Below are 21,663 nucleotides of genomic sequence, written 5' to 3'. Positions count from 1 at the left end.
ATCCAGGCGGCGGGCCTTTTTCGGCTATGACCACCTCTTTCCGATGACATTCCGACTACGTGGGCTTCAAGGAGTCAGCCATGGCGCTAGATCCGATTCTCCTGTCGCGATTGCAGTTTGCATTCGTGGTTTCTTTTCATGCCATCTTCCCGGTCTTCACGATCGGGCTTGCCTCCTATATCGCCGTGCTGCAGGGCCTTTACGTCACCACGGGGAACCGCGTCTGGGATCGCCTCGGCCTGTTCTGGACCAAGGTCTTCGCCGTGGTCTTTGGCATGGGCGTGGTGTCCGGCATCGTGATGGCGTTCCAGTTCGGGACAAACTGGAGCAACTTCGCGCAGATGGCGGCGAACTTCATTGGTCCGATGCTGAGTTACGAGGTGGTCACGGCGTTCTTCCTCGAAGCTGGCTTCCTGGGCGTATTGCTGTTCGGCCGGCATCGTGTCTCGCCGGCGGTGCACTTTTTTGCCGCGCTGATGGTCGCCGTGGGGACTTTCATCTCGGCGTTCTGGATTCTTGCCACCAACAGTTGGATGCAGACGCCCGATGGCTATGAGATCCGCGAGGGTGTGATCCATGTGACCTCTTGGTTCGATGCGATCTTCAACGCGTCCTTCCCGTATCGCTTCACGCACATGGCCCTGGCGGCGTTCTTGACCGGTGGTTTCGTGGTGACCGGTGTCAGTGCCTGGTTCTTGCTGCGCGGTCGTGAGGTCGATGCTCATAAGCGCGCGCTGTCGATGACACTATGGCTGCTGCTATTTCTGGCGCCGCTACAAGCCTTCGTCGGTGACGAGCACGGTCTCAATACGCTGGAACACCAGCCGATGAAAATCGCTGCCATGGAGGGTAACTGGGAAACCGAGTCGAACGTGCCGTTGTTGCTCTTCGCGTTGCCGGATCGCGATCTGCAGGCTAACCGTTTCGAGATCGGCATTCCCAACGGCGCCAGCCTCATCTTGCGACACGACCCAGACGGCGTCGTCCCCGGGCTCGATCAAATCGACCGCGCGCAACAGCCGCCGGTGTGGATCACCTTCTATAGCTTCCGCGTGATGGTGGCATTAGGGCTCTTGATGATTGCCTTCGCCGTTGCCGGATTGGTGCTACGCAAGGGCGGGCGCGTGTATCGCAGTCGCTGGTTCTTGCGTGGACTGCAGGGCATGAGCCTGGCGCCGTTCGTGGCGGTGGTCGCGGGCTGGGTCGTGACCGAAACCGGGCGCTCGCCGTGGCTGATCTACGGCGTGCTCGACTACGCCGATGCCATCACGCCCTCGCTGAGTGGCGGTATGGTGCTGTTCACGCTGCTGGGCTATATCGCTGTCTATGCCGTGATCTTCATCGCCGGTGTCTATTACCTGTGCAAGGTAATCAATCAGGGCCTTGATGAGCACGACGATACAGAGGATCTGGATAGCCACGACCGCCCGGCGAGGCCCATGTCCGCCGCCCACGTGCCCTTCGATGATGCGCGCGACGACCGCGCCCCGAACAGGAGCTAAGCCATGGAAATATTCGATCTCTCGTTGATCTGGGCCGTCATCATCGCCTTCGGCGTGATCATGTACGTGCTCATGGATGGTTTCGACCTAGGGCTGGGGATTCTGTTTCCCTTCGCCCCGGACGAAGATGCGCGTGACGTGATGATGAACTCCGTCGCGCCGGTATGGGACGGCAACGAGACGTGGCTGGTACTGGGGGGCGCCGGGCTGATCGGGGCCTTCCCGCTGGTTTATTCGATCCTGTTGCCGGCGATGTACATTGGGGTCTTCCTGATGTTGGCGGGCTTGATCTTTCGTGGCGTGGCCTTCGAATTCCGCTTCAAGTCGCGGCGCACGCGTAACTGGTGGAATGCCGCCTTTGCTGGTGGCTCCTTCGTGGCGGCCTTCGCCCAGGGCGCCGTGGTGGGGGCCTATATTGAAGGCTTCGAAACCGCCGATCGCGTGTTCACCGGCGGAGCGCTCGACTGGCTGACGCCGTTTTCGGTGATCACCGGCTTGGGGCTGGTGGCCGGCTATGCGCTGCTGGGATCGACCTGGCTGGTGCTCAAGTCGGAAGGGCATGTGCGTGAATGGGCGCGTGGCCTGGTGCCCAAGTTGCTCATCGGGGTCGTGGTCGTCTTCGCCGTCGTCAGCCTGTGGACGCCATGGATCGATCCCGGCGTCTGGGAACGCTGGTTCGACCACATGCAGGTGATCTGGCTGCTGCCGGCGCTAGCCTTGGCCTGCGTGATCGGCATCTATGCCGCCAACCGCAAGGGGCGTGAGCTGCTGGCATTCCTGCTCACTCTGGGGATGTTCATCTTTACCTACCTGGGGCTGCTGGTGAGTCGCTGGCCGTATGTCATTCCGCCTGATTACACCTTGTGGGATGCCGCTTCGGCACCCGAGTCGCAGTTCTTCCTGCTGATCGGCGTGCTGTTCGTGGTGCCCATCATTCTGACCTATACCGCCTGGTCGTACTGGGTATTCCGCGGCAAGGTGCGTGTCGGCGATGGGTATCACTGAGCCGTGTCTCGATCTCAAGCCCAAACCTCGGCGCGCGCGTCGCGCCAATGGCTGGCCGCGCAATCCCGTGAGGTGCGCGGCTGGCTGAGCCTCGCCATCGCCGCCGGTGTCATCGGCGGACTCGCGACACTCGCGCAACTGGGCCTGATGGCATGGTTGATCAGCGCGGTCGTGGTCCACGACACGGCCTTGGTGATGCTATGGCCCTATGCGGTGGCGCTGGCTGGCGCGGTGATCGTGCGCGGGCTCGCGCAGTGGCTGCAGGAGACCAGTGGTATGGAAGCCGGACTGCGTGTCAAGGCAGACGTGCGCGCTCAGGTGCTCGATCAACTCGCGGCGCTGGGGCCGGTGCATCTCGCCGAGCGGCATAGCGCCGGGAGTACCGCGCAACTGGTCGATCAGGTCGAAGCGCTGGAAGGCTATATCGCGCGTTACGTGCCCCAGGCCACGCTGGCGGTGGTGCTGCCGCTGATCTTTCTCGGCGTGGCGTTCTCGCTGGACTGGCTGGCAGCGTCGTTCTTCCTGATTGCGGCGCCGCTGATTCCGCTTTTCATGGCGCTGATCGGCATGGGCGCCCAGCGCCTCAACGAGCAGCAGTTCCAGGCCATGACGCGTCTCGCAGGACATTTCCTCGACCGCGTGCGCGGGCTGACCACCTTGCAGATGTTTGGGCGCACCCGTCAGGCCACCGAGGAGGTCACGGCGGTGGCCGACGACTACCGGCGGCGCAACATGAAAACGCTACGCGTGGCGTTTCTCTCCTCGGCGGTGCTGGAGTTCTTCGCCTCGGTGTCGATTGCGGTGATCGCCATCTACATCGGTTTTGGATTGCTGGGCTATATCCAGTTCGGCCCCGCCGATCAACTGACACTGTTCAGCGGTTTGTTCTTGCTGTTCATGGCACCGGACTTCTTCCAGCCGCTGCGCTTGCTGGCCCAGCATTATCATGACCGCGCCAGTGCTCTGGGGGCTGCCGAGGGCTTGCGCACATTGTTGTCGCAGACGCCACCACAGGGTCCGCGAATGGAGTCTCTAGACAGTGAGCTCGACGACACGCTGCCACTGCGGGCGCGCCTGACCGATGTCAGTGTGGCGCATGCCGGACGCGGCCGGGTGCTGGGGCCGCTCGATCTCGATATCGCCGATGGCGAGGTGGTGGCGCTGGTCGGGCCCTCGGGCACCGGCAAGTCGACGTTGCTACAGGTGCTCGCCGGCTTCGTCGATGCCGAGGCGGGCGAAGTTGCGTTGCGTACGGAGACACGCGTGGCCTGGCTCGATCAACGTCCGTTCTTGATGCAGGGCACGCTGGCCGAGAATTTGCGCCTGGTCGCGCCCGATGCCAATGACGACCGGTTGCGCGAGGCGCTGAGCGCGGCACAGCTCGGTGACTTGCTGAGCGCTTTGCCCGAAGGACTCGACACGTCCCTCGGGGAACGCGGTCTGGGGCTTTCCGGCGGGCAGGCCAGCCGCCTGGCGCTGGCCCGGGTATTTCTCAGTGATGCGCCCCTGGTGCTGCTCGACGAACCCACGGCCAGCCTCGACCCCGACAGCGAGCAACGCGTGATCGAGGGGCTGACGCAACTGGCCGCACAAGGCCGCACTCTGGTCATCGCCACACACCATCCCGCCGTGATGGGTATGGCCGACCGCGTGCTGCGTCTCGAGGCGGGGCAGTTGCATGCACACGAAGTACCGGCATCGTCGGAGGCCTTGTCATGAAGGAGCCCACTAACATGAAGGGGTCTACTAGCATGAAGGGGGCTACGATAAAAGCGCTAGGCCCTTGGTTGCGCCTGATGGGCGAGCGGCGTGCACGCTTGATGTTCGGGGCGTTGCTGATGTTGGCGACGCTGCTGTTCGCAATCGGGCTGCTGACGCTGTCGGGCTGGTTCATCACCGCGACCGCGCTGACCGGGATGACACTCGCGGCGGGCGGCGCGGCGACGATCGATGTCTTCACGCCGGGTAGCGGCATTCGCTTCTTCGCCGTGGGGCGCACCGCTGCGCGTTACGCCGAGCGCCTTTATAACCACGACACCGTGCTGCGCCTGCTGGCGGATATTCGCGGGCGCACCTTTGCCGGCTTGTCACGGTTGTCGGGCCGTGAACTGGCGCGCTACCGCGCCGGCGAATGGCTCAACCGGCTGACCGCCGACATCGACGCGCTCGATAATCTCTATCTGCGCTTGCTGGCGCCGCCGTTGGTGGGACTGCTCGCGGTTCTCGTCGTAAGCGGCATCCTGGCGCTGGCGATGCCAGCGCTCGGCGGCGTGCTGCTGGCGATCATGCTGCCGTTATGGGTGATCGTCACGCTGGGCATGGCGGTGGCGGGGCGCGGCCCCAGTGCGCGACGCGTCGAGACGCTGGAACGCCTGCGCGTCCGAGCCCTGGAGCATCTACAGGGCCTGGCCGAGCTTCGCACCTTCGGCGTACTCGGTGCCCACCGAGCGAGAGTGGAACGCGAGCAGCGGACGTTGCTTGACGATCAGCGGCGTCTGGGCCGCCGCACCGCGCTGGGCAATGCGCTGGTTACCTTGACCGTGCAAGGCGCCGCCGTGGCGATACTCTGCTTGGCGCTGCTTGCATTCGCCGCGGGCAAGCTTTCGGCGCCGGTGGCGAGCATGTTGCCACTGGCGGTGCTGGCGCTGAATGAAGGACTCGCCATGCTGCCGGGCGCCTTCGTGCAATTGGGAGCCACGCGCACGGCTGCCGCGCGGCTCAATGCCGAGGCGGCGCCTGCGAGTGATGAAGGTGAGGGTTCTCTAGCTGACGAAGCTGAGGGCTCCCTGGCGAGCGCCGAGTCGCCTTCGATCACCTTCGAGGCGGTGACGCTACGTTATCCGGGTATGGGCACCACGCCTGCGCTGGAAGACGTCAATCTGCATGTAGCCGCCGGCGAGCGGCTTACCGTGCTGGGCCCTTCGGGCAGCGGCAAGTCGAGCCTTGCCCAGCTCGTCGTCCGCGCATTCGACCCCGATACGGGCAGCGTGCAGCTGGCAGGGAAGGATCTATGCAGCCTGGCGTCGCAGGCATTGCGTTCGCGGCTCGCCTATCTGACCCAGCACACCGAGCTCTTTCATGCGTCGCTGCGTGACAATCTGCACCTGGGACTGCCTGTTGACCATGACCTTGAGGAAGCGGCCGTCGAAAGTGCTCTATGGCAGGCGCTATGGATCGTCGATCTGGATGACTGGGCACGCGAGCTGCCGCATGGGCTCGAGACCTGGGTCGGTGAAGCCGGGCGTCAGCTTTCCGGCGGGCAGGCACGCCGCGTGGCGCTGGCCCGGGTGATCCTCCGCGATGCACCGCTGGTATTGCTCGACGAACCGCTGGCGGGACTGGATGCCGCAACGGCAGCGATGGTGGCCGAACGTCTCGACACCTGGCTAGACGGGCGCACTGTGCTGATGTTCGCCCACCGCCGCGACGCCCTACCGCGTTGCGATAGGGCGTTAGTGCTATAGCTATAAGCGCGGCAATGGTGTCTTATGAGGCGACATGAAAGCCCATGGTCGCGTGGACGGCATGCTTCCAACCCGCATAGAGCTCGTCGCGCTTTTCCACGCTCATCGCGGGTGTGAAGCGGCGGTCTATGGCCCATTGTTTGGCAATCTGTTCACGCGATTCCCAGAAGCCGAGTGCTAGGCCGGCCAGGTAGGCTGCGCCCAGTGCGGTGGTCTCATTGATCGCGCAACGCAGAACATCCACGCCCAGGATGTCGGCCTGAAACTGAGCGAGAAAATCGTTGGCGATGGCGCCACCGTCGGCACGCAGTTCGGTAAGCTCGAGACCGGCATCGGCCTGCATGGCGTGGAGGACGTCCGCGCTCTGGTAGGCCATGGATTCCACCGCCGCACGGATGAAATGCTCCTTACTCGTGCCACGCGACAGGCCGAACATCGCGCCGCGTACGTTAGAGTCCCAGTAGGGCGCGCCCAGACCGGTGAAAGCCGGTACGAGGTAGACGCCATCGTTGTCGCCGGCGCGCTCGGCATAGGCTTCTGAATCGGAAGACTTGCCCAGCATGCGAAGGCCGTCGCGCAGCCACTGGATCACCGAACCGGCCACGAACACACTGCCTTCCAGGGCGTATTCGAGCTGGCCGTCTATCTCCCAGGCCACGGTCGTGAGCAGCCCGTTTTCAGAGGGCGTGGCTTCCGGACCGGTGTTCATCAGCGTGAAGCAACCGGTGCCATAGGTGTTCTTGGCCATCCCGGGGTTGAAGCAGGCCTGGCCGAACAGGGCGGCTTGCTGGTCACCGGCCATGCCGGCGATCGGCAGTTCATTGCCGAAGAAATATTTCGGCAGCACCTTGCCATAGACTTCACTGCTGGATTTGACCTCGGGCAGCATCGATTCGGGTACGCCGAACAGCTCGAGGAGTTCCGGGTCCCATTGGCGAGTTCGGATGTTGAACATCATGGTGCGCGACGCATTGGTCACGTCGGTGACATGCACCTTGCCGCCGGTCAGGTTCCATACAAGCCAGGAGTCGATGGTGCCAAACAGCAGGTCGCCGTTGTCGGCTTTTTGCTTGACGCCTTCGACATTATCGAAGATCCACTTGAGTTTGGTGCCCGAGAAATACGCATCGATGACCAGCCCGGTCTTGTCGCGGACCATCTCCGCATGCCCGGCTTCACGCAACTCATCACAGATCTCGGCCGAATGACGTGATTGCCAGACGATGGCGTTATAGACCGGCTGGCCGGTGTGCTTGTCCCAGACGACGGTGGTTTCACGCTGGTTGGTGATGCCGATCCCGGCAATTTCCGAGACATCGACCTGCGTGTTATTGATCACTTCGGTAAGCGTCGTCAGCACACTGGTCATGATATCGCGCGGGTTGTGCTCCACCCAGCCCGGCTGCGGGAAGATCTGTTCGAACTCGCGCTGGGCGATGCCGGCGATCTGGCCGTCATGATCGAACAGCATTGAGCGGGAACTGGTCGTACCCTGGTCGATTGCGAGTATGTATTTCTTTGCATTGCTCATGGCAAGTCACTCCTCGTGTTCGTTACAAAAAATCGGTCAATCTGAACGGGTTAGTAGATGTAAGCAACAAGCGCCGCCAACGTGCTGCCGATGACAGGGCCGACCACTGGCACCCAGGCATAGCGCCAGTCGTTAGAGCCCTTGTTCTGGATTGGCAGTATGGCGTGGGCAATGCGCGGGCCGAGATCGCGCGCCGGATTGATGGCATAACCGGTGGGACCGCCCAGCGACGCCCCGATCGAGACCACCAATAGGGCGACCGCCAAAGGCCCGAGGCCGGACGGCGTGTGACCGAACATGATGATGACGAAGATCAGCACGAAGGTGCCGATGATCTCGCTGATCAGGTTCCAGCCATAGGATCGGATGGTCGGTGCCGTGGAAAACGTGGCGAGTTTCAGTGCGCGGTCGTCGGTGTCATCGTACTGTTTCTTGTAGGCTAGATAGCAAACCACGGCCCCGAGAAAACCACCGGTGAGTTCGGCCACAAAGTAGGTGAGGGTGGTGACGAAATTGATCGGAATGCCGTCGGCGTACTCTTTGGCTGGGCCAATGAGTAAACCGAGCGTCACTGCTGGATTGATATGTGCACCGGTATCGTAGGCGACGTAAACACCGCAGAACACGGCAAGCCCCCAGCCGAAGAAGATCACGATGCCATCGCTGCCGTTACCGTTCGTCTTGTTCAGCAGGACGTTGGCCACCACGCCGCAACCCAGTAGTGTCAGGAACGCCGTGCCAGCGATCTCGTGGACCAGTATCGTTTCTACGATTCCCATAAATATGCCTTGCGGTAATGAGTGTCACGGTCGGATGAGGCGGGATTCGCATGTCCTGCCATGTTGATGGGAATGTGAGCAATGGGGTGGCGAGTCATGGTATTCCTCCTCTTTGTTGCGCCATCCGCATCGATGGCAGTTGGGTTGTGTCGTTATTCACGACGGCTGGGTTCGTTGCTAAATCTTTAGATGCATTTTAAGTAGCTGAACCGGCTTTAGTCGGCTCAGCTAAGGAACGGTCGAGATAGTCGGCGAGTCGGCGCTGTTCGCTGTCATCGAGACGCAGCCCCAGCTTGGATCGCCGCCAGAGAACGTCCTCGGCCGTGCGCGCCCATTCGTGATCGCGCAGGTAATCGACCTCGGCGGCATACAGGTCGGCACCAAAATGCTCACCCAGGTCGCCCAGACTTTTTGCATCGCCGACGATGTTCATGACCCGTGTGCCGTAGTTGAAGACCATCCGATTGGCCATGCCCAGTGGAATGAAGGGGTGACTGGCCTGTAGCGACTCGAACAGGTGCTGTGGTTTCGCTTCTTCGCCGCCGGGGAGTGGATGGCCTTTGTCGGTCCAGGCTTTTTCCTGGTTGCCGAGCTCAGGTGCCAATTGATCGACGGCGTCTTCAGCCAGCCGCCGATAGGTCGTCAGCTTGCCGCCGAAGACGTTGAGCAGCACCGCACCGCCGGAGGTATCGAGCTGGATGCGGTAATCGCGGGTAATCTCGCTGGCATTGTCCTCACGGTCATCGAGGAGGGGGCGTACACCGGAGTAGTTCCAGACGACATCGTCGGGCCCGATGGGCTGTTCGAAATAGCGATTGGCCGACTCGCATAGATAGCCGATCTCGTCTTCCTCGATGGCGATATTGCCGGGAGCGCCCTCATGCTCGACGTCGGTCGTCCCGATGAGCGTGAAATCGCGCTCGTAGGGAATGGCGAACACGATGCGGCCATCGGGTTGCTGGAAGATATAGGAGTAGTCGTGGTCGAACAGCTTGTTGACGACGATATGACTGCCCTTGATCAGGCGCAGCGAATACGTGTGATCCAGCGACGCGATTTCGTCGAGAAAACGCACGGCCCAGGGCCCGGCCGCATTGACCAGTCCGCGAGCGGCGACCTGGAAAGTATCGCCTTCGGCGGTACGCAGGGTGACGGTCCATCCGTCGCTGCCGCGTACCGCAGCCTCGGCACGCGTGCGCGTCATGATGCAGGCGCCACGGCTGGCCGCATCCATGCAGTTGAGCACCACCAGCCTGGCATCCTGTACCCAGGCGTCCGAGTAGACGAAGCCCTTGGTGAATTCGGGCTTGAGTGGTGTCCCGGCCGGATGATCGGCGAACTTGATGCCGTGCGAGCCCGCTAGCGTCTGTCGGCCCCCGAGATGGTCATACATGAAAAGCCCGGTTCGGATCATCCAGGCCGGCCGTAGATGCTTCTGGTGAGGCAAGATGAACCGCATCGGCCAGATGATGTGTGGCGCAGCCTTGAGCAGTATTTCGCGCTCGGAGAGAGCTTTGGCCACGAGCTTGAATTCGTACTGCTCGAGATAACGCAAGCCACCGTGGATCAGCTTGGTCGAAGCCGATGATGTGTGGCTGGCGAGATCATCTGCCTCGATGACGAGCACCGAAAGTCCACGGCCTGCAGCATCACGCGCGATGCCTGCACCGTTAATGCCGCCGCCGATGACGATCAGATCGTAGGTTTCGTTGCGCATGTTCGGATCCGCTCACCTGTGTTCGAGATAGATCATTGTGGCGCGGATTCGAACATTTTTAATTAGGCAAAAAGTCGTAGAAGCTATTTCGTTCTATGGCTGAGGTCGGCCAAATGGATCGAAAAGCCGTCTGGTAGAGCTACAACCAGCTCATGGGAAGGGTTCGCCAGTGAAAAAGTGGAGCGATGTGAAAATTCGAGATTCGGATAAGAACATTGCTGCCAGATTCGCACTACGACCGTGCGCTGACCGGCCGTGGTCGACTCAAGGATTTATACGAGCCCCTGTTCGCGTAACACCTCCTTGATAATCGGGACCGGCGTCATCAGATGTTCGCGCATCATCGTGCAGGCTGTCGCTGCGTCGCGGGCGAGGATAGCGTCGGTCAGCGCCGCATGCTCGTGGCGCTTGGCGTCAAGCGCCTCTGCCGAGAACACGGTTTGGCACAGCCATAGATGGCGATAGCGTTCGGCTTGATCGAATAGCCAGGCTCGTGTCTGCAGCAAGTGCGGCGAGTCGCAGCCCGCCGCGATTGCGCCGTGAAAGGCCTGGTGACGGGCGTCCCAGATATCCAGCATGTCGTCGGCGCTATGCACTTCCACGACCTTGCTCAAGGCATGCGCCTTAGCCAGGATCTGTGCTTCCCAGTCGTCGCCGCCCCGGGCGATGGCCAGTTCCAGTACCAAGCCTTCCAGCTGCGCGCGTGCGTCGTAGAGATCCTCGAGTTCCTTGATCGACATCTCGGCGACGCGATAGCCGCGTTGGCTCACCGCCGTCACCAGACGCTCGCTGACCAGTTGCGACAGGGCCTCGCGCATGGGTCCCACGCCAAGATCGTAGCGTGTCTTCAGATCGCTCATGCGCAACTTTTCGCCCGGCGCGTAGACGCCGCGGATGATGTCGCGTTTGAGATGTCGATACGCGCCGATGGCGAGGTTAGGGCGCGGCAAGGCACTGGTCATGGGGCGGTTCCACCAGATATGTGGGCACCATGATACCGGACGTCACCGGAAGCGGGGAACGTTCTTGCGTCGATGCATGGGAATAATTTTGACGTTTTATAAAAATATAGATATTTTTTAGAGGACATCTAGAACAACACGGAGACCGCCCATGACTGTCCTCGATACGCTTGCCGACCGCGCTCCTCAGGGATTCAGCGCCGCGCCTTCCGCCCAATCGCCGCGCTTGTTGCAGCTGACCCTGGATGCGGCGACCGTGCGAGCCTTCCTCGATGCGACCGCCGAATGGCCGATTCAGGCGCTTGAGTACAAGTCGATGCTGCGTTTTCGCGTCGCCAAGATTCTCGATGACCTGTGCGCCAATACGCTCAAGCCGTGGCTGGCGGATACCCTGGTGGATCGTGCCACCGGTGGCCTGCTGGTAACGCCGGAAGGGCTCGATGAAGTGGCGCAAGCCGATGACATGGTGAAGGTGGCCACGGCGGTGGCGCATTGCATCGGACGTTCCAACTTCGATGCCATGAGCGGTCAGTATTACGCACGCTTCGTGGTCAAGAACGTCGATGAATCCGACAGCTATCTGCGTCAGCCGCATCGCGTAATGGAACTGCATAACGACGGCACCTTCGTCGAGCAGGACACCGACTACGTGCTGATGATGAAAATCGACGAGCAGCACATGCAAGGTGGCAATTCGCTGTTGCTGCATCTCGATGATTGGGCGGGTCTCGAGCGTTTCCATGCGCATCCCATGGCGTGTCGCGAAATGCGCTGGGCGGCGCCGCCGAGCAAGAACGTCGGCAAGGACGTCTATCATTCCGTGTTCGATGTCGATGCCGAGGGGCGTCCGGTGATGTCCTACATCGACCAGTTCGTGCAGCCGCGCGATTTCGAGGAGGGCAACTGGCTGTGCGATCTTTCCGAGTCGCTGGAAAGTAGCGAGGCGCGGCTTTCAGTACCCGTCCCCATCGGCAGCTTCCTGCTGCTCAACAATCACTTCTGGCTGCACGGGCGCGACCGCTTCACGCCGCATCCCGACCTCCGCCGCGAGTTGATGCGCCAACGCGGCTACTTCACACAGCGGCAGACGCTCGCCAACCCCAAGAACGCTTGAGTGGCCAACGCCTGTGAGTGGTCAAGTACGCCTGAGGGTAGTGAGTGCGAGATGAGTGAGGGATGTCTTGAACGCCGAGGGGGCGTTGCGCAGGCTATAACGATTCGACTCTGACAAGCGAGAATGCGGTGTACGATTTCATCATCATCGGCGGCGGCATCCTGGGGATGTCCACCGCCATGCAACTGATCGAGGCCTATCCCGACAAGCGCATACTGCTCGTCGAGAAGGAAAGCGGCCCGGCGCGTCACCAGACCGGCCATAATAGTGGGGTAATCCATGCTGGCGTCTATTACACGCCGGGGAGCCTCAAGGCGCGTTTCTGTCTGGAAGGCAATCGCGCCACCAAGGCGTTTTGCGACACTCACGGCATCGCCTATGAGAGCTGCGGCAAGCTACTAGTCGCCACTAACGAGGTGGAAATGCAGCGCATGCAGGCGCTGTGGGAACGCACCGCCGCCAATGGCCTGGAGCGCGAATGGCTCGATGCCGACCAACTCCGCGAGCGTGAGCCCAACATCACCGGGCAGGGCGGCATTTTCGTACCCGCCAGTGGCATCGTCGACTACCGTCAGGTCACCGCTAAGATGGCTGAGGTGTTCCAGAACGCCGGCGGCGAGATACGTTACGCGGCGCCGGTGACGGCCCTCGAAGAACGCAGCGAAGAGATTGTGGTCACCACCGATCAGGGCACGTTCACAACACGGCACCTGGTCTCATGCTCGGGGTTGATGGCCGACCGCGTGGTGCGCATGTTGGGTGTCACGCCGGAGTTCAGCATCTGCCCGTTCCGGGGCGAATATTATCGATTGCCGCCCGAGCACAATCGCATCGTCAATCATCTGATCTACCCGATTCCCGATCCGTCGATGCCGTTTCTCGGCGTGCATCTCACGCGCATGATCGACGGCAGCGTCACCGTGGGGCCGAACGCCGTACTGGCCTTGAAGCGCGAGGGGTATCGCAAGCGCGACGTGTCGTTCGGCGATCTGGCGGCCATGGCCGGCGATCCGGGCATTCGCAAGGTGCTGCGTGCCAACCTCAAGCCGGGGCTTCACGAAATGAAGAATTCGCTTTTCAAGGGCGGCTATCTGGAAGAAGTGCGCAAGTACTGTCCGCGCCTGACCCGCGACGACCTGCGCCCGTACCCGGCAGGCGTGCGCGCTCAAGCCGTGGCCAAGGACGGCAAGATGATCGACGACTTCCTGTTCGTCAACACGCGCCGCAGTGTCAACGTCTGCAACGCGCCATCGCCCGCCGCCACCTCGGCGATTCCCATCGGTGCGCATATCGTCGACCAGGTGAAGGCGCTGGTGGACGGCTAAGTACCTCCCTTGACGGGAGATACTCAACCGGCAACGCGGCGCGTGGGGTTTGGCTCCTTGAACGTATCGGTCGAGAGGCCGAAGCGTTCAGACAGCCCACAAATTTGGCGCCAATTCAGCTGGCGACGCCCGGCGAGAATGGCTGAGACCACTGACTGGGCGCCGACTTCGGGTAATCCGCTTTGCGAGATCTGATGTTCCTGCATGAGGTAACGAAGCACATCGCTGCCTGCCACATCGGGTATGGGGCGGTGCTCTTCATCATAGGCTTCGAGGACATCTCCCAGGCGGCTGGCCAAGCTTGCGAGAGGATGTGACTCATCGTCGCCGATAAGCTCAAGAAGTTCGTCCAACGCGTCAACGCGTGCATCATAGGCGGCATCGTCGGATGGCATGCTGAGAAGCGGAGCAAGATAGCCCCAATGCTTTGTGGCCTGTTCTACGAGCGTTTGCATGGTCACTCCTATTTCCACTTGCCTTTATCGTATTCCACATGCGTAAGAATATGGCGGATATATACTTTCTTGGCTTGATAATGAACGATCGCAATCAAGCGTAACTTGTTGCCGCCTATGTCAAAGACATGGAACTTTCCCACTTTGTCGGTGGCGGGAAACAAGCGTTTCATGGCGTCGAAGTCTTTGGGATCGTTCGCTTTGATTAGCCGATACCATGCATCCAGTGCATTAGCTGTGTTGGGATGTGCCTTTTTGGCGTCCCATATGCGCCTTTGTGTAATCACATGCACTGCATGATGCTCCCTGTATGATGGCAAGAGTATAGCAAACTGCTATATATAGCAAGCTGCTATGCGTCGCTATGGCTTGTGCACTCATTCCTTATCTGGCTTGGCTATTGCTCGAAAACGTTAGAAAGCGGCCTAGCGGGGAGCGTCGTCTCCCAACGGTCTCACCGCGGTTTTCTCGTCGTGTAGCGCTTCCCAGGCGTGATATGTGCTGAGGAAGACTTCGCCGGTGAGATGGTCGAGAAAATCGCTTTGCTTGAGCTGGTCCATCACCGGGCCTTTTACCTCGGCGAGATGCAGTTTGACCTGTGAATCGTCGAGGCGAGCGTTGATCGCTTCCAGGCTTTCCAGCGCCGAGGCGTCGATCAAGTTGACGGCCGAACTGATCAACACGACATGCTTCAGCGCCGGGCGTTCGGCGACCATGGCGTAAACGGTGTCTTCCAAGTAACGCGCGTTGGCGAAGTACAGGCTCTCGTCGACGCGCAGCAGTGCCACGGTGGGGTCGTGCTCGGTGGTGTGGCGCTCGACGTTGCGGAAATGCTCGGTACCGGGGACGCGGCCTACCAAGGCGCTATGTGGGCGGCTGGTGCGATACAGGAACAATGCCAGTGACAGCCCCACGCCGGCCATCACGCCGACTTCGACGCCGCTGACGAAGGTCAGCACGATGGTCGCCAGCATGGCGGCGAAATCGCGCTTCGAATAACGCCAAGTACGCTTGAGACCGCGCGCATCGAGCAGCGTGAAGGTCGAGACGATGATGCTGGCGGCGAGCGTGGCGATAGGCAGAAAGTGAATCAGCGGCGTGAGATAGAGCGTCACCAGTGCCACGCCCAGCGCGGCGAAGCTGCCTGCGGCCGGTGTACGCGCGCCGGCATCGAAGTTGATCACCGTGCGCGATAGGCTGCCCGTCACCGGCATGCTACTGCTCAAGGCGGCGGCGAGGTTGCTGCCGCCTAGCGCGAACAGTTCCTGGTCGGGCGAGATGCGCTGGCGACGCTTGGCGGCCAGCATCTGCGCCAGCGATACCGACTCGATAAAGCCCACCAAGCTGATCAGAAACGCCGGCATGAGCAGCGTGCCGATCAGGCTCGGGTCGAGCGAAGGCAGCGCGAGCGGCGGTAGATGGCGCGGAATCTCGCCGACCACGGCGACGCCGTGCGCCTCCAGGTCGAATGCCCATACCAGCAGGGTCGAGATCATCACCGCAATGATCGGCCCCGCCTTGGTGATGAAGCCACTCAACGTGGCGGTCATGCCCAGGCGGCGCAGCGTGGGGCCGGCGCGGCGCATCACCATCAGAAACACCAGCGAGCCGAGACCGATCAACGCCGTGAGTACATTGAAATCCTGCCAATGCGCGACCAGCCCGGTGAGCTGTTCGATCAGTGTGAACCCGGACATCGTGATGCCCAGAAGATTGCCCAACTGGCTGGTGGCGATCAACACGCCCGAGGCGCTGAGCAGGCCGGAAACGACCGGATGGCTCAGGAAATTGGCGAAAAAGCCCAGCCGGAAGATGCCCATCAGCATCAGCATGACGCCGGAAAGGAACGCCAGTGTGGCGGCGGCCTCGCTGTAGGCGACGGTCCCCGTGGCGACGATGCCCGATAACGCTGCAGCCGTCATCAGGGCGACGATCGCCATGGGGCCCACCGCCAGCGTGCGGCTGGTGCCGAAAACCGTATACGCCACCAACGGCAGCATGCTGGCATACAGGCCCGTCACCGCCGGCAACCCGGCGAGAAAGGCATAGGCCAGCGCTTGTGGGATGACCATCAAAGTAACGATGACGGCGGCGAAGAGATCCTGGGATAGCGTGTGGCGATCATAGCTTGGCAGCCACTCGACGATGGGAAAGTAACGCTTGAGCATCCGGGTCTCGTTGGTATGCAAGGAAGTCAGATTTCTGAGCGAAAAGATATAACGCTAGAAGTGTTTCTACTAGACGCTAATGGTGCGGTTTGCGGGCTGTGTGTGCAAGCGCGGGGGCTGACTCAAGGCTTTGTTTATTGGTGGGGTAGGGGAGAAGGGTATTACTGATGCCGAGCTGCAAGCGCGACACCGGCGAAGCTATGCATGCCTCTCGGTGCCGGCCTTCTTAATCACACTTCCCAATCGACCAGCCGGCCCTGGCGTTGCTCCAGGGTTTCGGCGATGCGCAGCACTTCCTCGCTGGGAATCTGACGGATCAGTTCCTGGCTGTCGCGGTCGACGATACGTGTCACGATCCGCCCCTCGTATTCCGATAGCTCGAACTGGACGTTATAGGCGCGCATTACGTCGTTGATGCGATCGATGGGCTTGGCGAGTTCGCTCATGGTCAAGGCCGATGGCGCTGAGGTTCCCTGCGCGTCATTGTTGGGTTGGATATGGGCCAGGGCCATGTCCAATCGCTGGCGACCGCTCAGCGGGTTGGGTGTGATGTTGGCGGTGGCGGGACCGCTGTTGACGGGAAATTCAGGAATGTTCGACGACATATGCGTTCCCCTGCGTTGTTATCGCTTTTGTTGTTGAGCGTGGCATAGCGCTCAGGTGGTTGAGGCTTAAGACAGGTGGTTGAGACTTAAGACATAGTGGCTCGCGAAATCACGTCATCATGTCGATGTTCGTATGCCCGGCATCGTCGCCGACACCGATGCCGACGAAGAAGGCATGCCGAAAGTTGCTATCGCGCTTGTAAGCCTGGATCTTCTTGATGTCCTGATGCTTACCGAAGCTATTGGTACTTTTCTGCACCTCGATGGCGGCGAGATTCTCGTGGGTTCCGCGATGATGAATGATGATGTCGGGGTAGGCGGTACGCGCGTCGGTATCGGCGGTATTGGTCACGCTCGTCATATGGCGGGTGCGCTTGCAGGGGCCCGTCCAGCGATTGTATTCGCAATCGATATCCCAATCGGGAAACGCTTGCTGCAGGTACATGGCCAAGCGGAAGGAGAGCGAACGCTCCGTCGCCGACGCCTTGAGCAGAGAGGCGTCGCGCGAAGCGTTTCGAGGGCGTGGTTCAGCTTCTCGTGAATACTGGTGTCGGATTCGGTGATGAATGTGCCGATATGGGTCATCGGGTGCCTCGCTTTGTTTTTCTTCGCTTTCGCTAGCGTAATAAAAGTCAGTAACGTCCTTGCCTAGCAGTTATCGGCCATGATAGGCCAGACTTTAACGGCTTTTTTAGCGACGTTTTTAACGACGTAGTATCAAACAGGGCGAAACTCAGCATGTAGCTTGCCATCGCGAACCATGACATACGCCATATTGCGCTTGCCGGTATCATCCCGCCAGTCGAGTTCATTGACCCCCGGTTTGAGCACTGACTCCGCTGCGGCGAGCGATGTCGCGGGCGTACCGTTGACCGACTCCACTACTGCGCCGATGGGCAAACGACTCTGTAGCGGGCTCTCCGCCCCGATCTCGACTAATTGCAGGCCAGTTGCGGTAGCGGCCTCGGCGGGGGGCTCGGTGTTTGGACTGGACGAGCGTGAGGAGCGCGCCTTGGGTTTGGGGGTAGGCCGCGGTGATGATGGTGCTTCATGCCGGCTCCGCGAACGCCCTTGACGCAACTGTGAATGAGCGGAGGTGATTAGCAGCAATAGGCCGACCAGCAGCACGATCATGGCAATATTGGCAAAGAGCAACGCGGGCAAGTGGGCGCTGAGTAGTGACGGTGCCTGGCGCTGAAATAGCAATATCTTGTACGTCGTGTAAGGCAGGGTCGCCATGACCACGCCCCATAGCACGATGAGAAAGATTTGACTGCGTAATAATGTCCGCATGGTGTGCTAGCCACGTTCAAAGAAGTTCAGCAGGTTTAACGCATTACAAGAAAAAATCAAGTCTCCCCCGCCTAAAGTACGAGCGACCATCGCGATATGAGCCCGCCATAATATGCGCCGCGACGTTACTAGCGTGACTAGCGTGCATGCGCTTTGACCTGATCGTACAACGACCTTGCATTATCCAGGGCAATCGCCTCGTTCTCATCCAACTGCAAGAGAGAACCGCCAGTGCGGTCGCCGTTCTGGGCGGCGCGGATCACCGTTGCATGACGACGCGATACACTGGCGACATTCATGCGAATGGACAGCAGCATCAGCTCGAAACGGCGTTTTTGATCCTCGCGCCGTTCGCGTTCCTCGACGGATTCGGTGGTTTCGATGAGCGACGCCAGGGTCGTATTGATCAACTTCTCGACCAGATCGAGGCGCGGCACGATCTCGTCATTCAGCTCATTAACGGTGATTTGGGTATGGGGAGAAGACATGACGTTGCCTTTAGTGAGGTAAGGCCATAAACAAACGACGAGAAAAAAGGCCAGCTAAGCTGGCCCAAGGCTTGCTGAGCAAGCGTCATACGCAGCGAGTGAGGCATTCAAAAAGTTTGAATGACGATACCCACCTTCCAGTTATCGGCACACCCCGCTGTGCCTTGAGGCTATGTCAGCATTTTTTTCAGGCCATCGACCTCTGAACGGTGATGCTCACCGCCGCTCATGGTTTATGGCTGATCGAATAGTCGTTGGGATTGGCGGTGCCTTCCAACTTGCCGATTTGACTGAAATCATTGGATGATAAATGCGTGTCGATACTGGCGTCGATGAATGCCAGGTTCTTGACGACATGCACCTTGTTGGGCATTCCCTTGTTGTCGATATCCATCACCCATGCAAGAAATCCGCCGGAGAACTTAGCCAGGCTGCCAATGGGATATAAGCCATATTGTTGGATATAGTCGATGATGACCGTGCGCTCATACTTATCTCCATTCTCATGTGCCCAGCGGTATGCATCCAGCGGTGTGCTTGACGAACTCCGAGAGCTCATCCCCCGTCTTGCCCGCAGGATAACCGCTACCATCGAGCAGCTCGTTGGCGTTTTGGATGACATCCAAGCACCCTTCGCTAGGGCTGCCAGCCCAGTTCCGCGATCTTTTCGAGCAGCTTGTCGACATGGCCTCTCAATATTTCCTTTTGTTGAGGAGTCATGTTGGTCTTCAGCGAGGGCAGCTTGTCGCTCATGAGTAGCGGTTTGCCCATGGTATGCATCAGAGTGCCTGCCAGGGCCTCGCGCAAGTGGGGTGAATGAGGATCACGCGACGTGACCATGTCTGCCAGGAGGCCGGCGACCTGGATGGCATGTCGTACCCACTCCGGCTGATCGCGCAGGAAGGAAAGCGCGTACAAAAACTCCTTGCGATTCTGCCTGACGAGATAAAGCAACGAATCGGTGCAGTCGTAAAGCGTTTCTTCAGGAAAGGCATTCCAGTTCTTGATGAAGATCAGAACGGCCTGAAGTTGACGCGCGATGGTGCGCACGCCCTTGACCATCGGCGGCGTGTTGGGCGACTCGTTCGACTTCTGGCTGGCATGTTTCAGAATGCTATCTTCCTTTTTCCGGGGGATGTAAACGGCTGACTGGCTGACACTGCGGCCATCGACGCCGGCCCGGTAAGCGGCTTCACGTTCAGACTCGGAAACGACATGGAATAGCGCATTCTCCATGTCGCGTTCCACCTCGACGAATTGAATGCCCAAGGCCGCATGCCCCTCGCTACCGAAAGGGCGCATGTGGCGTATGCACCCTCGGGCGTAGAAATACTCGCCATTGGGAAATTCCAGCGTGACGCTGGGCAGCACTTGGTTCACGTAAAGTGGCAGACTATCTTCTATGTCGATATCGAGCATGCAGCCGCCGGTCGAGATATTGCGTAGTCGCCCCTTGATGGTCAACTCATTGGGAAATACCTCGAGCGTGGCACGCGCAGACATGCCGAGAATCAGCGGGATGCGTACCGCCCCGCGCGTTTCCTCCGTGAACAATGCATCTGCCAGTTGGCACTTGATCTCGTAGGCACCGGTCTCTTTCTTGAGCGGCTGGGCCTTGATTTTTTCGAAATTGTAGATCTCCGTGACCTCCTCGTCGGATGGCGCGGGAATCTCGATATCGAAGGACAAATACCCTTGGTAGATATACGACTCTATGTCGGCCTTGTCATAGGTGACGCTAAGCTCAAAAGCCCCGGTGTCCATATCCAGGTTAAGAATTTCGCCTTGAAGCGGATTGGTCGTCTTCTTGGAAAACACCGTGATGGTGTGCTCCTTGGCGATCAGGGTGCGAAGCACACCCGCCAGGTGATTGCCCGAGTAGTGAGACAGCATATGCGTACCTTTGAGTCCATAGCCAAGGCGTTGTTTGGGATGGTTGCAATTCTTTTATAGTAGATTTATTTAATTTTTAATTTCTTTAATCTAGCTAGCTTTCACTGCCGAGCCGCATGGGCCGATACGTTACCGACGGTAACCATGGCCCCTTATATCATAGATAGGCGGGATAGGGAGTGGGGCGGATTGCGTATGTTCAGTGAGTGTCAAAACCGGCGAGATGCACGACACATGGCCATACATCTCACGGGCTCGTCGTGAACGTCTACTACCCAAGGTAGCCGTGGCTTTGCAGATAGCGGACAAACTTCATTGGCGTTGATAGCCGGTTATGGCTTTTGAGGGAGGGGGCTTGTTCCCGATGGTTTTTAGCCACCCTTTATCGTGACGCGCTCGAGCCCAACAGCGCTTTGATGTGTTCACCCTCACTGCTAGCAGTTTCCCACAAGTCATCCCAGCTATCTGGTGGGTTACCGTTCTCGAGCATCTTGCTGAAGACAGCATAAGCGTCGTACTTGCTGCCATAGGCACGTTTGGTGGATTCGTCGTTGACCCAGGCATAGATGAGTATTCTGCTGGCGAGGTCGTAACGAAAGAATAGCCGGTACTGCTGGTAGAATTTTGCCCGTTGCCAATGGGTATGAGCCGTTCCGAGCGTGTTCCCCTGTCGATACTGTGGGCCTGATGGATCCTGTGGGATGTCGTTCAAGGCCAGTTTAACAATGGCTGCCAGACGTTTGGTGGCGGGTTTGGCGCGGTATCCCACCGGGTCTTTCGCTTGTAGTCGCTTTACCTTATCGGTCAGCGCCTCGACCTGCGCCAGGAAGAGTGGATGTGCGTAGATCGTCCACCCGTTGATCACCAGAGGACTCATGCGTCGTCATCGTCTTCTGGTAGTGCCTCATCGAGGTCTACCTCGATGCCTGTCGTCAGGCGTTTCGCCTCAGCAAAGGTGCCAGCAGTGACAGGACGAATATTTTCTGGATGCGCCTGTAGGTCGCGTTCCAGGAATGCCAAGAAGCTAGCCATCACAGGATCTTGGCTGGGCTCATCGCTGGCACGGGAGAGCACCACTTCCCCATTGGGGCGGACCGTGTAATGAATCCGGTCGCGGCGCTTCAGCTTCAGTGCACGTCGAACCGATGCCGGCACGGTCGTCTGGTAGCGATCCGTCAGGGTGGAATCATCCTCAATGGCTGTGTTCATGATGGGTCTCCGCTCGTTGGCAACGCAGTGGCATATAGAGAAGGTAATGCAAGTGCATTGCATGGTCAACATTCCCTTGCCTAACTGCGCTATTGCCTGTGCAGCTATGGAGTTGGAATACCCATCTAATCTCATTCTGTCAGATATTGATAC

The 21,663-nt window shown here is 59.7% G+C and carries 21 protein-coding genes; 6 read left to right on the top strand and 15 right to left on the bottom strand.

The window, feature by feature from the left end:
* The first annotated feature begins 80 nt into the window (after positions 1–80).
* Genes L1075_RS11240 through cydC form a run of 4 tightly spaced genes read left to right on the top strand, consistent with a single transcriptional unit; the run spans position 81 to position 5,971 of the window.
* Positions 81–1,502 (top strand): cytochrome ubiquinol oxidase subunit I, encoded by a 1,422-nt coding sequence (locus L1075_RS11240; RefSeq protein WP_040241421.1) that lies wholly within the window; start codon positions 81–83, stop codon positions 1,500–1,502.
* Positions 1,503–1,505: 3 nt separating this feature from the next.
* Positions 1,506–2,507: a cytochrome d ubiquinol oxidase subunit II gene (gene cydB, locus L1075_RS11235; RefSeq protein WP_040241418.1), complete on the top strand. Its 1,002-nt coding sequence runs from the start codon at positions 1,506–1,508 to the stop codon at positions 2,505–2,507.
* 3 nt (positions 2,508–2,510) lie between these two features.
* Positions 2,511–4,226 (top strand): thiol reductant ABC exporter subunit CydD, encoded by a 1,716-nt coding sequence (gene cydD, locus L1075_RS11230; protein WP_246941872.1) that lies wholly within the window; start codon positions 2,511–2,513, stop codon positions 4,224–4,226.
* A gap of 14 nt (positions 4,227–4,240) precedes the next feature.
* Positions 4,241–5,971: a thiol reductant ABC exporter subunit CydC gene (cydC, locus tag L1075_RS11225; RefSeq protein WP_246941871.1), complete on the top strand. Its 1,731-nt coding sequence runs from the start codon at positions 4,241–4,243 to the stop codon at positions 5,969–5,971.
* Between the two features lie 22 nt (positions 5,972–5,993).
* Here the strand turns inward: cydC and glpK are convergent, their stop codons facing one another.
* From glpK to csiR, 4 genes are all read right to left on the bottom strand, one after another.
* Positions 5,994–7,502, bottom strand: a complete 1,509-nt coding sequence (gene glpK, locus L1075_RS11220) for a glycerol kinase GlpK (RefSeq protein WP_246941869.1) — start codon at positions 7,500–7,502, stop codon at positions 5,994–5,996.
* A gap of 50 nt (positions 7,503–7,552) precedes the next feature.
* Positions 7,553–8,281 (bottom strand): MIP/aquaporin family protein, encoded by a 729-nt coding sequence (locus L1075_RS11215; RefSeq protein WP_246941867.1) that lies wholly within the window; start codon positions 8,279–8,281, stop codon positions 7,553–7,555.
* Between the two features lie 196 nt (positions 8,282–8,477).
* On the bottom strand, positions 8,478–9,998 hold the full coding sequence (gene glpD / locus L1075_RS11210) for a glycerol-3-phosphate dehydrogenase (protein ID WP_246941865.1): 1,521 nt from the start codon (positions 9,996–9,998) through the stop codon (positions 8,478–8,480).
* Between the two features lie 272 nt (positions 9,999–10,270).
* Entirely contained in the window at positions 10,271–10,960 is a 690-nt protein-coding gene (gene csiR, locus L1075_RS11205; protein ID WP_040241406.1) for a DNA-binding transcriptional regulator CsiR, read from the bottom strand.
* A gap of 151 nt (positions 10,961–11,111) precedes the next feature.
* Between csiR and glaH the strand changes: the two genes are divergently transcribed.
* Both glaH and lhgO read left to right on the top strand, forming a co-directional pair.
* Entirely contained in the window at positions 11,112–12,074 is a 963-nt protein-coding gene (gene glaH / locus L1075_RS11200) for a glutarate dioxygenase GlaH (RefSeq protein ID WP_246941864.1), read from the top strand.
* A 128-nt stretch (positions 12,075–12,202) separates the two neighbouring features.
* Entirely contained in the window at positions 12,203–13,399 is a 1,197-nt protein-coding gene (gene lhgO, locus L1075_RS11195) for an L-2-hydroxyglutarate oxidase (protein ID WP_246941862.1), read from the top strand.
* Positions 13,400–13,422: 23 nt separating this feature from the next.
* On the opposite strand, the gene L1075_RS11190 is transcribed toward lhgO, so the two are convergent.
* The 11 genes from L1075_RS11190 to L1075_RS11135 form a co-directional block, all read right to left on the bottom strand.
* Positions 13,423–13,854 carry a helix-turn-helix domain-containing protein gene (locus L1075_RS11190; protein ID WP_246894532.1) on the bottom strand — a complete coding sequence of 144 codons (432 nt, stop codon included), beginning with the start codon at positions 13,852–13,854 and terminating at the stop codon, positions 13,423–13,425.
* An 8-nt stretch (positions 13,855–13,862) separates the two neighbouring features.
* Positions 13,863–14,147, bottom strand: coding sequence for a type II toxin-antitoxin system HigB family toxin (locus L1075_RS11185; RefSeq protein WP_040241399.1), 285 nt, complete (start codon positions 14,145–14,147; stop codon positions 13,863–13,865).
* 132 nt (positions 14,148–14,279) lie between these two features.
* Positions 14,280–16,022, bottom strand: coding sequence for a SulP family inorganic anion transporter (locus L1075_RS11180; protein WP_246941860.1), 1,743 nt, complete (start codon positions 16,020–16,022; stop codon positions 14,280–14,282).
* Between the two features lie 230 nt (positions 16,023–16,252).
* Positions 16,253–16,627, bottom strand: a complete 375-nt coding sequence (locus tag L1075_RS11175; protein WP_246941858.1) for a flagellar protein FlaG — start codon at positions 16,625–16,627, stop codon at positions 16,253–16,255.
* A gap of 109 nt (positions 16,628–16,736) precedes the next feature.
* Positions 16,737–17,072 (bottom strand): hypothetical protein, encoded by a 336-nt coding sequence (locus tag L1075_RS11170; protein WP_246894522.1) that lies wholly within the window; start codon positions 17,070–17,072, stop codon positions 16,737–16,739.
* A gap of 272 nt (positions 17,073–17,344) precedes the next feature.
* On the bottom strand, positions 17,345–17,920 hold the full coding sequence (locus L1075_RS11165) for a hypothetical protein (RefSeq protein WP_246941856.1): 576 nt from the start codon (positions 17,918–17,920) through the stop codon (positions 17,345–17,347).
* Positions 17,921–18,057: 137 nt separating this feature from the next.
* On the bottom strand, positions 18,058–18,408 hold the full coding sequence (locus tag L1075_RS11160; protein ID WP_246894524.1) for a hypothetical protein: 351 nt from the start codon (positions 18,406–18,408) through the stop codon (positions 18,058–18,060).
* Between the two features lie 226 nt (positions 18,409–18,634).
* Positions 18,635–19,000 carry a hypothetical protein gene (locus L1075_RS11155; RefSeq protein ID WP_246941926.1) on the bottom strand — a complete coding sequence of 122 codons (366 nt, stop codon included), beginning with the start codon at positions 18,998–19,000 and terminating at the stop codon, positions 18,635–18,637.
* 44 nt (positions 19,001–19,044) lie between these two features.
* A complete protein-coding gene (locus tag L1075_RS11145) occupies positions 19,045–20,301 on the bottom strand; it encodes a PilZ domain-containing protein (RefSeq protein ID WP_246941852.1) in 1,257 nt (418 codons plus the stop codon).
* 382 nt (positions 20,302–20,683) lie between these two features.
* The gene (locus L1075_RS11140; RefSeq protein ID WP_246941851.1) at positions 20,684–21,178 is read right to left on the bottom strand and encodes a type II toxin-antitoxin system YhaV family toxin; all 495 of its coding nucleotides are present in this window, start codon (positions 21,176–21,178) and stop codon (positions 20,684–20,686) included.
* Positions 21,175–21,510 carry a type II toxin-antitoxin system PrlF family antitoxin gene (locus L1075_RS11135; RefSeq protein WP_246941849.1) on the bottom strand — a complete coding sequence of 112 codons (336 nt, stop codon included), beginning with the start codon at positions 21,508–21,510 and terminating at the stop codon, positions 21,175–21,177. Before L1075_RS11135 ends, L1075_RS11140 begins: the two co-directional genes overlap by 4 nt.
* Between the last annotated feature and the right edge of the window lie 153 nt (positions 21,511–21,663).

The sequence above is a fragment of the Chromohalobacter beijerinckii genome, assembly GCF_023061185.1.
Taxonomy (GTDB): domain Bacteria; phylum Pseudomonadota; class Gammaproteobacteria; order Pseudomonadales; family Halomonadaceae; genus Chromohalobacter; species Chromohalobacter beijerinckii.
Note: the sequence above shows the minus strand (reverse complement) of the source record. Positions and strands in the feature narration are given on the sequence as shown.

What these genes read in the sequence shown, in the direction of transcription:
- L1075_RS11180 (WP_246941860.1), bottom strand. Translation starts at nt 16,022, where the DNA reads ATGCTCAAGCGTTACTTTCCCATCGTCGAGTGGCTGCCAAGCTATGAT.
- cydC (WP_246941871.1), top strand. Translation starts at nt 4,241, where the DNA reads ATGAAGGGGTCTACTAGCATGAAGGGGGCTACGATAAAAGCGCTAGGC.
- L1075_RS11165 (WP_246941856.1), bottom strand. Translation starts at nt 17,920, where the DNA reads ATGCGGACATTATTACGCAGTCAAATCTTTCTCATCGTGCTATGGGGC.
- L1075_RS11215 (WP_246941867.1), bottom strand. Translation starts at nt 8,281, where the DNA reads ATGGGAATCGTAGAAACGATACTGGTCCACGAGATCGCTGGCACGGCG.
- glpD (WP_246941865.1), bottom strand. Translation starts at nt 9,998, where the DNA reads ATGCGCAACGAAACCTACGATCTGATCGTCATCGGCGGCGGCATTAAC.
- L1075_RS11145 (WP_246941852.1), bottom strand. Translation starts at nt 20,301, where the DNA reads ATGCTGTCTCACTACTCGGGCAATCACCTGGCGGGTGTGCTTCGCACC.
- L1075_RS11160 (WP_246894524.1), bottom strand. Translation starts at nt 18,408, where the DNA reads ATGTCTTCTCCCCATACCCAAATCACCGTTAATGAGCTGAATGACGAG.
- L1075_RS11190 (WP_246894532.1), bottom strand. Translation starts at nt 13,854, where the DNA reads ATGCAAACGCTCGTAGAACAGGCCACAAAGCATTGGGGCTATCTTGCT.
- L1075_RS11155 (WP_246941926.1), bottom strand. Translation starts at nt 19,000, where the DNA reads ATGGTAGCGGTTATCCTGCGGGCAAGACGGGGGATGAGCTCTCGGAGT.
- L1075_RS11140 (WP_246941851.1), bottom strand. Translation starts at nt 21,178, where the DNA reads ATGAGTCCTCTGGTGATCAACGGGTGGACGATCTACGCACATCCACTC.
- L1075_RS11240 (WP_040241421.1), top strand. Translation starts at nt 81, where the DNA reads ATGGCGCTAGATCCGATTCTCCTGTCGCGATTGCAGTTTGCATTCGTG.
- csiR (WP_040241406.1), bottom strand. Translation starts at nt 10,960, where the DNA reads ATGACCAGTGCCTTGCCGCGCCCTAACCTCGCCATCGGCGCGTATCGA.
- glpK (WP_246941869.1), bottom strand. Translation starts at nt 7,502, where the DNA reads ATGAGCAATGCAAAGAAATACATACTCGCAATCGACCAGGGTACGACC.
- L1075_RS11175 (WP_246941858.1), bottom strand. Translation starts at nt 16,627, where the DNA reads ATGTCGTCGAACATTCCTGAATTTCCCGTCAACAGCGGTCCCGCCACC.
- L1075_RS11170 (WP_246894522.1), bottom strand. Translation starts at nt 17,072, where the DNA reads ATGTACCTGCAGCAAGCGTTTCCCGATTGGGATATCGATTGCGAATAC.
- glaH (WP_246941864.1), top strand. Translation starts at nt 11,112, where the DNA reads ATGACTGTCCTCGATACGCTTGCCGACCGCGCTCCTCAGGGATTCAGC.
- cydB (WP_040241418.1), top strand. Translation starts at nt 1,506, where the DNA reads ATGGAAATATTCGATCTCTCGTTGATCTGGGCCGTCATCATCGCCTTC.
- L1075_RS11135 (WP_246941849.1), bottom strand. Translation starts at nt 21,510, where the DNA reads ATGAACACAGCCATTGAGGATGATTCCACCCTGACGGATCGCTACCAG.